The organism is Hymenobacter psychrotolerans DSM 18569, from assembly GCF_900142395.1.
Lineage (GTDB): Bacteria > Bacteroidota > Bacteroidia > Cytophagales > Hymenobacteraceae > Hymenobacter > Hymenobacter psychrotolerans.
In genome coordinates, this window is sequence record NZ_FRAS01000022.1 from 35,401 (window position 1) to 48,177 (window position 12,777).

General features: G+C 61.5%; 7 protein-coding genes. All 7 read left to right on the plus strand.

Translation table 11 applies throughout. The annotated features are described in order from the left end of the window. Window positions 1-52 precede the first annotated feature (52 nt). The gene (locus tag BUE15_RS16990; protein ID WP_084549144.1) at window positions 53-1,999 is read left to right on the plus strand and encodes a sialate O-acetylesterase; all 1,947 of its coding nucleotides are present in this window, start codon (window positions 53-55) and stop codon (window positions 1,997-1,999) included. An 83-nt stretch (window positions 2,000-2,082) separates the two neighbouring features. Further along, window positions 2,083-4,272, plus strand: coding sequence for a glycoside hydrolase family 3 N-terminal domain-containing protein (locus BUE15_RS16995; RefSeq protein ID WP_073287792.1), 2,190 nt, complete (start codon window positions 2,083-2,085; stop codon window positions 4,270-4,272). A 204-nt stretch (window positions 4,273-4,476) separates the two neighbouring features. Beyond that, entirely contained in the window at window positions 4,477-6,357 is a 1,881-nt protein-coding gene (locus tag BUE15_RS17000) for an endo-1,4-beta-xylanase (RefSeq protein WP_170865298.1), read from the plus strand. Window positions 6,358-6,777: 420 nt separating this feature from the next. Next, window positions 6,778-8,214, plus strand: a complete 1,437-nt coding sequence (locus tag BUE15_RS17005; RefSeq protein ID WP_073287796.1) for a xylulokinase — start codon at window positions 6,778-6,780, stop codon at window positions 8,212-8,214. Between the two features lie 64 nt (window positions 8,215-8,278). Further along, the gene (xylA, locus tag BUE15_RS17010; protein WP_073287798.1) at window positions 8,279-9,610 is read left to right on the plus strand and encodes a xylose isomerase; all 1,332 of its coding nucleotides are present in this window, start codon (window positions 8,279-8,281) and stop codon (window positions 9,608-9,610) included. Window positions 9,611-9,868: 258 nt separating this feature from the next. Further along, window positions 9,869-11,446 carry an alpha-N-arabinofuranosidase gene (locus tag BUE15_RS17015; protein ID WP_073287841.1) on the plus strand — a complete coding sequence of 526 codons (1,578 nt, stop codon included), beginning with the start codon at window positions 9,869-9,871 and terminating at the stop codon, window positions 11,444-11,446. 178 nt (window positions 11,447-11,624) lie between these two features. Further along, window positions 11,625-12,719, plus strand: a complete 1,095-nt coding sequence (locus BUE15_RS17020; RefSeq protein WP_139252372.1) for an endo-1,4-beta-xylanase — start codon at window positions 11,625-11,627, stop codon at window positions 12,717-12,719. The last annotated feature ends 58 nt before the right edge of the window (window positions 12,720-12,777 follow it).

Sequence of the window (12,777 nt, forward strand, 5' to 3'; positions counted from 1 at the left end):
CGGCTTCTACTTCCGGTGCATTGCTCTTCCGCTCATTCTCATTCACCGCCTCATGAACCTGATTCCGAAAATCCTGCTCGTAGCAACCGTACTGCTCAGCCCCGCGGCCAGAGCCCAGGTCCGGTTGCCACGACTGGTGAGCGACGGAATGGTGCTGCAGCGCGACGCAAAAGTGACGCTGTGGGGCTGGGCCGCCAAAGGGGAGAAGGTAGCCCTGGCCTTTCGGGGCAAAACCTACACCGCTACTACCGGCCCCGATGGCAAATGGAGCCTGGCGCTGCCCGCCCAGCCGGCCGGCGGACCCTATACGCTGGCTTTCACGGCCAGCAACCGGCTGGAAGTGAAGGACGTGCTATTCGGGGACGTGTGGGTGTGCTCCGGGCAGTCGAACATGGAATTGCCGATGGCGCGGGTGAAGGACAGGTACCCGGCGGTTATTGCCGATGCTGCCAACCCCCGGATCCGGCAGTTTGATGCACCCACGACTTACGTGTTCAAAGGCCCGCAGGCCGACCTGCCCGGCGGCCGCTGGACGGCGGCCACGCCGCAAAGCGTGCTGCAGTTTTCGGCGGTGGGCTACTTCTTCGCCAAAGAACTGTACGCCACCTACAAGGTGCCCATCGGGCTGGTCCGGATTGCGGTGGGCGGCTCGCCGGCCGAAGCCTGGCTCAGTCCTGAGGGGCTGAAAAGCTTCCCCACGTATCAGCAGCGGGCCGCGCAGGTGCGCGACAGCGCCTACGTGGCCCAGGTGAAGCAGCAGGACCAGCAGCGCGCCACCGCCTGGCACGCGCAGCTCCGCCGCCAGGACCAGGGCTACGCCAAAGGCCAGCTGCCCTGGTCGGCGGTAGACTACAACGCTGCCGGCTGGAAAAACATAACCGTACCCGGCTACTGGGCCGACCAGGGCCTGGGCCCGGTGAATGGCGTGGTGTGGTTTCGGCGGGAGCTGGACGTGCCGGCCAGCATGGTGGGGCAGCCGGCCCGGCTGGATCTGGGCACCATCGTAGATGCCGACTCGGTGTACCTGAACGGCAAATTCGTGGGTACCACGTCGTATCAGTATCCGCCGCGCAAGTACGAGCTGCCGGCCACCGTCCTCAAAGCAGGCAAAAACGTGCTGGTGGTGCGCGTCATCAACAGCACCGGCCGGGGCGGCTTCGTGCCCGACAAGCAGTACGTGCTGCGCGCCGGCTCGCAAACCCTCGACCTGAGCGGCAAGTGGCAGTACCAGCTGGGCGCGAAAGCCGAGCCGCTGGCTCCGCCCACGTTCTTTAATTATGAGCCTGGCGGCTTGTTCAACGGCATGGTTGCGCCGCTGCTGCCCTACGCCGTGAAAGGCGTTATCTGGTACCAGGGCGAGTCGAACACCAAAAAGCCGGAGGAATACCAGCCGCTCTTCTCCACTATGATTACTGACTGGCGCCAGCACTGGCAGCGGCCTGAGTTGCCGTTTCTGTACGTGCAGCTCGCCAACTTCATGCCGGCCAAAAACCAGCCCACGGAAAGCAGCTGGGCCGCTCTGCGCGAAGCCCAGCGCCAGACCCTCGCCGTGCCGCACACCGCCATGGCCGTGGCTACCGATGTAGGCGAGTGGAACGACATCCACCCGCTGAACAAGAAAGCCGTGGGGCAGCGCCTGGCCCTGGCCGCCCGCAAGCTGGCCTACGGCGAAAAAAAGCTGGTTGCCTCCGGCCCTTCGCTGCAGGCTATGCAGGTGCAGGGCAACAAACTGGTGTTGCGGTTCGCGGATGTGGGCGGCGGCCTGCAAGCCAAAGGCGGTCCGCTAACCCACTTTGCCGTGGCCGGGCCCGACAAGAAATACGTGTGGGCGCAGGCCCGGATTGAAGGCAGCACGGTGGTCGTCTGGAACGACGCGGTGGCAGCGCCCGTGGCCGTCCGCTACGCCTGGGCCGACAATCCGCAGGGTGCCAACCTCTACAACAAAGAAGGGCTGCCGGCTTCTCCGTTTCAGGCTGCTGTGCCGGTGGCCACCCCCTGAACGCGCCTGATTTCGCCGCCTCTTTTGCTCCGCTCCCGTGAGCCGCTGCGCGCGGCCGCATTGTCTTTCCACCCTTGGTTGCTATGAAAAAACGTCTGCTTTTCCTGGGGTTGCTGGCTGGCCTGCGCCAGCTGCCGGCGCCGGCCCAGCAGCCCGCCGCTGCCTTCCTCGACCCGGCCAAACCCATTGAGGCGCGGGTGCAGGACCTGATTTCGCGGCTGACGCTGGAAGAAAAGGCCGACCAGATGATGTACAACAGCAAGGCCATTGAGCGGCTGAACATTCCGGCCTACAACTGGTGGAATGAGGCCCTGCACGGCGTGGGCCGGGCCGGCGCGGCCACCGTGTTTCCGCAGGCCATCGGGCTGGGCGCTACCTTCGACGACGACCTGGCGCTGCGCGTATCCACGGCCATTTCCGACGAGGCGCGGGCCATGTACAACGTAGCCGTAGCCAAAGGCTACCGCCAGCAGTACAGCGGCCTTACGTTCTGGACGCCCAACATCAACATCTTCCGCGACCCACGCTGGGGGCGCGGCCAGGAAACCTACGGCGAAGACCCCACGCTCACCGGCCGGCTGGGCGTGGCCTTCGTGCAGGGCCTGCAGGGCACCGACCCTAACCACCTGAAAACAGCGGCCTGCGCCAAGCACTTTGCCGTGCACAGCGGCCCCGAAAAGCTGCGCCACGAGTTCAACGCCGTGGCCTCGCCCCAGGACCTGCAGGAAACCTATCTGCCCGCCTTCAAACAGCTGGTAGATGCCAATGTAGAAGCCGTGATGTGCGCCTACAACGCCACCAACGGCGAACCCTGCTGCGGCAATACCTACCTGCTCCAGGACGTGCTGCGGCAGCAGTGGGGCTTCAAAGGCCACATCGTATCCGACTGCTGGGCGCTGGTGGACTTCTACAAGGGCCACAACGTGGTGAAAACGCCCGCCGAAGCTGCCGCGCTGGCGTTGCAGCGGGGCGTAAACCTGAACTGTGGCAGCGTGTACCCGGCATTGCCGGAAGCCGTGCAGCTGGGCCTTACCACAGAGGCCCTGATGGACAAGTCGCTGGCTATTCTGCTGCGCACCAAGTTCAGGCTGGGCCTGTTCGACCCGCAGGGCAGCAGCCCCTATGACAAGCTGGGGGCAGAAACCATCAACAGCGCCGCACACCGCGCCCTGGCCCGGGAGGCGGCTCAGAAGTCGTTGGTGCTGCTCAAGAACAACGGTGTGCTGCCCCTGCGCAACGACCTGGCCAAGTACTTCGTGACGGGCCCCAACGCCGCCAACCTTGATGCGCTGCTGGGCAACTACTACGGTGTGAATCCGGACATGAAAACCATTCTGGAAGGCTTGGTGGCCGGCGTGAGCCCTGCCAGCCAGATGCAGTACCGCCCGGGCGCGCTGCTCGACCGGCCCAACCAGAACGGCGTGGACTGGGTGAGCGGCACGGCCCGTACTTCCGATGCCACGTTTGTGGTGCTGGGTATTACGGGGCTGCTGGAAGGGGAGGAGGGCGAGTCCATTGCCTCGCCTTCGTTCGGCGACCGGCTCGACTACAATCTGCCGCAAAACCAGATTGACTTTCTGCGCGGCCTGCGCAAAAACAACACCCAGCCCATTGTGGCCATCATCACGGGGGGCAGCCCCATGAACCTGAGCGAGGTGCACGAGCTCTGCGACGCGGTGCTGCTGGCCTGGTACCCGGGCCAGGAAGGCGGCAATGCCGTGGCGGATGTGGTGTTCGGTAAAGTGTCGCCCTCGGGCAAGCTACCCATCACCTTCCCCAAGAGCCTCGACCAGCTGCCGGCCTACGAAAGCTACGGCATGCAGGGCCGCACCTACCGCTACATGACGCAGGAGCCGATGTATCCCTTCGGCTACGGTCTCAGCTACGCCAGGTTTGAGTATTCCGGCCTGAGGCTTTCCGCCAAAAAAGTAGCCCGCAACAAGCCCGTAGAAGTGGAAGCCACCGTGCGCAACACCGGCAAAGTTGCCGGCGAGGAAGTAGTGCAGCTCTACCTTACCCACACCCCGCGCCAGGGCCAGCAGATTCCGCGCTACGCCCTCAAAAACTTCCGCCGCGTGCAGCTCCAGCCCGGCGCCAGCACCACCGTCCGGTTCACCCTCACCCCCGAGCAACTAGCCCTTATCGACGCCCAGGGCAAAAGTATAGCACCTACCGGCCCCGTGACCGTTGCCGTGGGCGGCTCCCTGCCCTCCGCGCGCAGCCAAGCCCTCGGGGCCAGCAAACCTATTACCGCTACGCTGGCTGTGCGGTAGCCCGCTGAAACTTGCTCAGCCGGCCCTCTCCCCAACAACGCCCGGCTCGAATTATCCAGCACAGATCCTTACAGAACCCGAACGCGGCCCCGGACCGCCAGCAGGTTTTCGCCATCCGAAACCGACCAGGCAAGGCGGGTGCCGCGCCGGCCGCTACGGCTTTTCAAATTTCCACATAGTTCTTTTATCTCTTCCATCATGACCATGACCAGGACCTTTACCTTTTTAGCTGGTGCAGCATGGGCGCTGCTCGGCAGCGGGGCCACGCTGGCGCAGAATGCGCCCGTGCCGCAACAAGCCGAATCCGGCACACTGGGCGCCGACTGGACCAGCCCTACGCAGGCCGGCGTGCAGTATGTCACGGTGGTGCCCACGGCTACCATCAACGCCCAGAACCCCGGCACAGCGGCTCGTATCATCAGCTACTCCGTCACGTTTCCGGGAGCCGGCTCCTACGACCTGTATGCCCGCGTACGGGTGGGCGCCGCGGCTGCCAACGACGACAGCTTCTACTACGGCAACGGCTTCGGGACCAAACTGCCCGCCGACGACACCAACTGGATTACCGTCAACCAGCTCAACTCGGTGGGCTATACCAGCGGCAACATTGCGGTGGACGGCGGGGGCGGAGCCAGTAACAACGTTTGGAAGTGGATCAACCTCTCGAAGTTCAACGGTGGCGAGCCGCCCATCAGCTTCACAGTGGCAGCCGGCAGCCTGACGCAAACCTTTCAAATTGGAGCGCGGGAAGACGGCCTCGACATCGACAAGTTTGTGTTTGGGGCCACGGGCCTCTATTTCACAGTGGCGCAGCTTGATGCCGGCACGCAGGGCACGAGCAATCCGCCCACCGTATTTACGCCTACGGGCCAGCCTATTGCCACCGGCAAGCCGAAGTTTCTGGGCGGCGTATACAGCCAGCCGCAAAAGCCCTTCTTCAACGTATACTGGAACCAGGTAACGCCCGAAAACGCCGCCAAGTGGGGCACCGTGGAAGCCACGCGCGACCAGATGAACTGGGCAGAGTTGGACTCGGCCTACGCTTTGGTACAAAGCAAGGGCTACCCCTTCAAGCTGCACACCATGATCTGGGGCCAGCAGCAGCCCATCTGGATTGAAAACCTGCCGGCTGCCGAGCAATTATCAGAAATCAACCAGTGGTTTGCGGCCGTGGCCCAGCGCTACCCCAACGCCACGCAGGTAGAGGTGGTAAACGAACCCACCAACGACCTGCCGCTCAATGGCTCTACGGGCAACAACGGCCCCAACACGCCGGGCAGCGGCGCCGGCAACTACTACAATGCCCTCGGCGGGGCCGGCACCACGGGCTGGGACTGGGTAATTACGTCCTTCCAGCTCGCCCGCCAATATTTCCCCAATGCCCAGCTCCTCATCAACGACTACGGCGTGATGTCGTCCACGGCCAGTACGCAGCGCTACCTCACCATCGTCAACCTGCTTACGGCTCGCAACCTCGTGGACGGTGTGGGCATTCAGGGCCACGCCTTCGAGACGCGCAATGTGCCGGCTGCCACACTGGCTGCCAACCTTACCACGCTGGCCTCGGCGGGCAAGCCGCTGTATATCACCGAGCTGGATATTGACGGCGTCGACGCCAGCACGCCGCCGCAGCTCGATGATGCTATTCAACTAGCCGAGTACCAGCGCGTGTTTCCTGCGCTCTGGACGCACCCAGCCGTACGCGGCATCACGCTCTGGGGCTACCGCCCAGGCCACTGGCGCACGGCGCAGGGCGCCTACATTGCCAACGCCGACAATACTGAGCGTGCGGCCCTGGTCTGGCTGCGGAGCTACGTGCAAAGCACCGTCTTAGGCACTCGCTCGGCAAAAGCTACGGCTGTGCACATTTTCCCCAACCCCTCAGCCGGCGGACACTTCACGCTCAGCGGTACCGGCCTGCTCACCAAAGTGCGGGTACTGGACATGCAGGGGCGCCTGCTGCAGGAGCGTACCGTGAAGCAGGAGGAAACCATTGACTTGCAATTGAATGTGGCAGCCGGCCTGTACGTGCTGCAGTTGCACGATGCCCAGGGCTTTACCAGCGGCAAACTAGTAGTCAAATAGTAGGACTGCGCGTATAATAGCAGAGCCGCAGGTAACGACCTGACTATGTTTGAATAGAACTTTTCCTTATGAAGCCTCTGCTGCACACGTTGCGGCAGAGGCTTTTAGGATTTGACTATTCGCATAATAAGTAAGAAAATAAAATTAAGTCCTGCCGCCTATCGGAACCGATTCCGAAAACCTTTCCGGTATTTTTATTTGAATTGCAGAGGTTTAAACCACTTTCTCAGATAGAAGGTGTGTAAGTACTTACTGTATATTCGGGTATCAGAAGCCTATTCAGGCGTGAAAACGACCGGTTAGATTCCGATAGTGAGCTGGCAGCATCCAGTCAAAGCGAAATAGAACTTTTTCGCTTGATTCAGCTGTAGCTAGTAGCTCAGAACCCGCCCTTACTGCTCCTCTGAACTCCCACCACCCATGAAATACCTCCTCGGGTACGATATAGGAAGTTCTTCCATCAAAGCGACCCTGCTCGACTGCGACACGGGTAAGTGCCTGGCCGCCGTTACTTCGCCCAAACAGGAAATGGAGATTGTGGCCCCGGTGGCCGGCTGGGCTGAGCAGCGCCCGGAGCGGTGGTGGCAGGAAGTAATCAACGCTACACAGCTGCTCAAATCGTCCTATGGCTTCGATACGTCGCTGGTAGCTGGCATTGGCATCACCTACCAGATGCACGGGCTGGTGCTGATTGATAAAGATGGCAAGGTATTGCGCCCGGCTATCATCTGGTGCGACAGCCGCGCCGTGGACTTTGGCAACCAGGCCTTTGCCGATATGGGAGAGGAATTTTGCCTTGGCAACCTGCTCAATTCGCCCGGCAATTTCACAGCCTCTAAGCTGAAGTGGGTGAAGGAAAACGAACCGGAACTGCACGCCAGAATCCACAAGATTCAGCTGCCCGGCGACTACATAGCCTTCAAAATGACCGGCGAGCTGCAAACCACCGTGTCGGGCCTCTCGGAGGGCGTGCTGTGGAACTTCCGCCGCCAGGCCGTAGCCCAGGAGCTGCTCGACTACTACGGCATCAGTGCCGACCTGTTGCCGGACGTGGTGGAAACCTTTGCGGTACAGGCGCTGCTCACCCCGGAAGCCGCACAGGAGCTTGGCCTCACGGCCGGCACGCCCATCAGCTACCGCGCCGGCGACCAGCCCAACAATGCCTTCTCGCTGAACGTGCTGAACGCCGGCGAAATAGCCGCCACGGCCGGTACCAGCGGGGTGGTGTATGGCATCAACGAAACTATGGCCGCCGACCCCCGTTCGCGGGTGAATGCCTTTGTGCACGTCAACAGTACGCCGCAGCGCCCTAAGAATGGGGTGATGCTGTGCGTAAACGGCACAGGCATTCTGAACAGCTGGCTGCGCCGCCTCGTCGGCGACGTGAGCTACGAGGACATGAACCAGCTGGGCGCGCAGGCCCCTGTCGGGGCTGAGGACTTGATATTTCTGCCCTTCGGCAACGGCGCTGAACGGGTTCTGGAAAACCGCCCCACCACGGCCGAGCTACGCGGGCTCAGCTTCAACACGCACGGCCGCAACCATGTACTGCGGGCCGCGCAGGAAGGCATCGTTAGCGCCCTGAACTACGTCATGGACATCATGCGTGAAACCGGTGTGCAGGTGCGCAAGGTGCGGGCCGGCAACGCTAACATGTTCCTGAGTCCCTTGTTTCGCGAAGCCTTTGTGAACAGCGGCAACTTGGAGCTGGAGCTCTACAACACCGATGCGGCCCAGGGCGCGGCCCGCGGCGCCGGCATTGGGGCGGGCGTATATGCCAGTGCCGCCGAGGCCTTCAACGGGCTGGAGCGGATACTGACCGTGGAGCCCCAGCCGCTCCTGCAGGAGCAATACTAGGCGGCGTATGGCCGCTGGCAACAGACGTTAAATCAAGTTTTGGCCCAATCAACTACCCAATTCTATGTCAACCAACACGCTGTCTAAAACCGAGTTCTTCAAGGGCATCGACACCATAAAATTCGAAGGGCGCGAGTCGGACAACCCGCTGGCGTTTAAGTGGTACGACGAAAACCGCATGGTAGCCGGCAAGACCATGAAGGAGCACCTGCGCTTTGCGGTTTCGTACTGGCACACCTTCACCGGCACCGGCGGCGACCCATTTGGCCCCGGCACCAAGCAGTTTGCCTGGGACTCTCACCACGAAATCATTGGGCGCGCCAAAGACAAGATGGACGCTGCCTTTGAGTTTTTCACCAAGCTCGGCACGCCTTACTACTGCTTCCACGACATCGACCTAGTGGACGAAGGCTCTTCGCTGAGCGAGTACGAAGGCAACCTGCAGCGCATTGTAGAGTACGCCAAGCAGAAGCAGCAGGAAACCGGCATTAAGCTGCTGTGGGGCACGGCCAACGTGTTTTCGAACCCGCGCTACATGAACGGCGCCTCCACCAACCCCGACTTTGCGGTGGTGGCCCACGCCGGTACCCAGGTGCTGAACGCGCTGGACGCCACCATTGCCCTGAACGGCGAAAACTACGTGTTCTGGGGTGGCCGCGAAGGCTACATGACCCTGCTTAACACCGACATGAAGCGTGAGCAGGAGCACATGGGCCGCTTCTTGAGCATGGCCCGCGACTACGCCCGCAAGCAGGGCTTCCAGGGCAAGTTCTTTATTGAGCCAAAGCCCGCTGAGCCCACCAAGCACCAGTACGACTTCGACGCCGCTACCGTCATCGGCTTCCTGAAAGAGTACGGCCTGGAAAAGGATTTTATGCTGAACCTGGAAATCAACCACGCCACGCTGGCTGGCCACACCTTCCAGCACGAGCTGCAGGTGGCCGCCGACGCGGGCATGCTGGGCTCGATGGACGCCAACCGCGGCGACTACCAGAACGGCTGGGACACCGACCAGTTTCCGAACAACCTGAACGAGCTGACCGAGTCGATGCTCATCATTCTGGAGCACGGCGGCATCACGCCCGGCGGCATCAACTTCGACGCCAAAACCCGCCGCAACTCGACGGACCTGGAGGACATCTTCATTGCGCACATCAGCGGCATGGACACGTTTGCCCGTGCTCTGGTAGTGGCCAACGACATCCTGGTGAAGTCGCCGTACCGCAAGTTCCGCAAGGAGCGCTACGCCTCCTTCGACAGTGGCCAGGGTGCGGCTTTCGAGAAAGGCCAGCTCACGCTGGAAGATTTGCGCCGCATTGCGCTGGAGCACGGCGAGCCGGAAGCCCGCAGCGGCAAGCAGGAGTGGCTCGAAGCCATCATCAACCAGTACATCTAATCCGCAATTCTTAAACGAAACCGGCTGGCCTGCTACAGGGCGTGGGAACCCGAGGGGAGGGGCCGGCCGGGGCCGTTTAAGTTGCGGAAATAACGGTACCGATTAAAACCACAGAACGTCGTGCTGAGTTTGTCGAACCGAAGGTCGGCATAGCCAAGCATCTCTGCCGCTTCGCTGGGCGCTGGCCCAATGAAGCAGGCAGAAGTGCTTTGCCAAGCTCAGCACGACGTTTTTTTTATGCTTACTCTAGCTTCGCCTATGCCCCGACTTTTCTCCTTGCCCTACCTCGCGTTGCACACTCTGGCTGCTGGCTTTCTGCTGACAACGGCTGCCCCGGCCGCCGCTCAAACCATACCCGTAACCGTGCAGCCCGGCGACCCGAAAGTCGTCATCAGCAAGCACATTTACGGACATTTTGCCGAGCACCTGGGCCGGTGCATTTACGACGGCTTTTGGGTGGATGAAAAGCTGAATGTACCCAAGCAGGGCCGCATCCGGATGGATATTGTGGAGGCCCTGCGCAAGATTAAGGTACCCAACCTGCGCTGGCCCGGCGGCTGCTTCGCCGACAGCTACCACTGGCGCGACGGAGTGGGCCCCACGGCCCAGCGCCCCGCCACCATCAACAGCTGGTGGGGCGACGTAGTGGAGGACAACAGCTTCGGCACGCACGAATTTTTGGAGCTGTGCAAGCTGCTGGGCGCTGAGCCGTATCTGGCGGCCAACGTGGGCAGCGGCACGGTGCAGGAAATGGCCACCTGGATGGAATACCTCAACTCCAACGCCGATACGCCCCTCACGCAGCAGCGCCGCCAAAACGGCCACCCTGCGCCCTACGGCGTCACGTGGTGGGGCATCGGCAATGAAAGCTGGGGCTGCGGCGGCAACATGACGGCCGACTATTACACCGACGTGTACAAGCGCTACGCCACTTTCGCCCGCAACCACCCCGGCAGCCCGCCGCTCAAGCGTATCGTGAGCGGTGCCAACGGCGACGACGCCAACTGGACCGAGACGTGCATGAAGAAAATCCCGCTCGACCAGATGTGGGGCCTCACGCTGCACCAGTACACGCTGCCCACCGGCAGCTGGACCGGCAGCAAGGGCAAAGCCACCGGCTTCACGGAGGCGCAGTACTTCAATACGGTGCGCAACTGCCTGAAAATGGATGATATCGTGACGCGTCACGCCGCCATCATGGACAAGTATGACCCCCAGAAAAAGGTGGCGCTGCTGGTGGACGAGTGGGGCGTGTGGACCGACGTGGAGCCCGGCACCAACCCCGGCTTTCTATTTCAGCAGAACTCCCTGCGCGACGCGCTGGTGGCCGCCACTACCCTCAACATCTTCAACAACCACTCCGACCGGGTGCGCGGGGCCAACCTGGCTCAGGCCGTGAACGTGCTGCAGGCCCTCGTACTGACCGACAAGGAGAAGATGCTGCTCACGCCCACCTACCACGTTTTCGACCTGTATCAGGTGCATCAGGACGCCCAATGGCTGCCCCTGCAGTTCCGGAGTCCCGACTACGTGCTGAACGGCGAGAAGCTTCCGGCCCTGAATGCCTCGGCCTCGAAAGATGCCAGCGGCACCGTGCACGTCTCCCTCGTCAACCTCGACACGAAAAAGACGCTGAAACTGGAAGCCGCCCTGCCCGGCGTCAACTGGAAAACCGTATCCGGCCGCATCCTCACGTCGGCCAACGTCAACGACCACAACACCTTCGCCAGCCCCAGCAAAGTGCAGCTGGCGACCTTCAACGGCGCCCGAAAGCGCAGCGGCAACCTAGCCGTGGAGCTACCGCCGCAGTCGGTGGTGGTGCTGGCGCTGCAGTAGCGAAGGGTGCTGCTATGCACAATGTAGAGACGCAATATTTCGCGTCTTGGCGCTGGAATGACTGGCCTGGAACGACTTCCTCTTAACAACATCCGCAACGAGCAGCTATGAAATATGGTGTCTGCTCTACATCTCACCAGGCACCGCAAAACGCTTGGACGAACCTCTTCCACCTCATATGAAACCCACCTTGTTTTCCTTGCGCAAGCTCACCACCGCCGGCCTCCTGCTGACTGGCCTTGTGGTGTGCAGCAGCCAGCGCCCAGCGCCCGAAAAAGGCCTCAAAGACTACTACAAAGACTATTTTCCGGTTGGCGTGGCCGTGGGGCCGCAGCAGCTGCAAGGAAGTGAGGCCGACTTGATCCGGCAACAGTTCAACAGCGTGACGCCGGAAAACGCCATGAAAATGGGCCCCATTCATCCGGAGGAAAACCGCTACTTCTGGACCGATGCCGACGCCATTGTGGACTTCGCGCAGAAAAACAAGCTGCGCGTGCGGGGCCACAACCTGCTCTGGCACGAGCAAACCCCGAAGTGGCTGTTCAAGGATGCGCAGGGCAAGCAGGTCAGCAAGGAAGTGCTGCTGCGGCGCCTCAAAGACCACATCAATGCGGTGGTAAAGCGCTACAAGGGTAAAATTTACGCCTGGGACGTGGTGAACGAAGCCATTGCCGACAACCCGCAGGAGTTTCTGCGCAACTCGGAGTGGTACCAGATCTGCGGCGACGACTTCATTGCCAAAGCCTTCGAATACGCCCACGAAGCCGACCCCAAAGCCGAGCTGTACTACAACGACTACAACACCGAGCGGCCCGAAAAGCGTGAGCGGATCTACAAGCTGCTCAAGCAATTGAAAGACGCTAAAGTGCCGGTACACGGCGTGGGGTTGCAGGGGCACTGGTCGTTGCAGGAGCCCACTGAGGCCGAGCTGCGCAAGGCCATCGAGCAGTATGCGTCGCTGGGCCTGAAAGTGCAGATTACCGAGCTGGACGTGTCCATTTACCCTTGGGAGAAAGAGCGCCGCGCCAAGCGCCCTGACGAATCGGATGCCTACACGCCGGAGCTGGAGCAGAAGCAGGCCGAGCAGTACAAGATGTTCTTCCGGGTCTTCCGCGACTACCGCAAGGTGCTAACCGGCGTCACGTTCTGGAACGTGTCGGACAAGTATTCCTGGCTGGATACCTACCCCGTGGCCGGCCGCAAAAACTACCCCTTGCTCTTCGACCAGAACCAGCAGCCGAAAAAGGCTTTCTGGGAAGTCGTGAAGTTTTAAGTTTTTTCACGCAGGGTTTCGCCGTGTAAAACCACAGTACTGCGCGGTGGCCGTGCAC

Coding starts and splice junctions, on each gene's coding strand:
- BUE15_RS16990 (WP_084549144.1), top strand. CDS start 53: ATGAACCTGATTCCGAAAATCCTGCTCGTAGCAACCGTACTGCTCAGC.
- BUE15_RS16995 (WP_073287792.1), top strand. CDS start 2,083: ATGAAAAAACGTCTGCTTTTCCTGGGGTTGCTGGCTGGCCTGCGCCAG.
- BUE15_RS17000 (WP_170865298.1), top strand. CDS start 4,477: ATGACCAGGACCTTTACCTTTTTAGCTGGTGCAGCATGGGCGCTGCTC.
- BUE15_RS17005 (WP_073287796.1), top strand. CDS start 6,778: ATGAAATACCTCCTCGGGTACGATATAGGAAGTTCTTCCATCAAAGCG.
- xylA (WP_073287798.1), top strand. CDS start 8,279: ATGTCAACCAACACGCTGTCTAAAACCGAGTTCTTCAAGGGCATCGAC.
- BUE15_RS17015 (WP_073287841.1), top strand. CDS start 9,869: ATGCCCCGACTTTTCTCCTTGCCCTACCTCGCGTTGCACACTCTGGCT.
- BUE15_RS17020 (WP_139252372.1), top strand. CDS start 11,625: ATGAAACCCACCTTGTTTTCCTTGCGCAAGCTCACCACCGCCGGCCTC.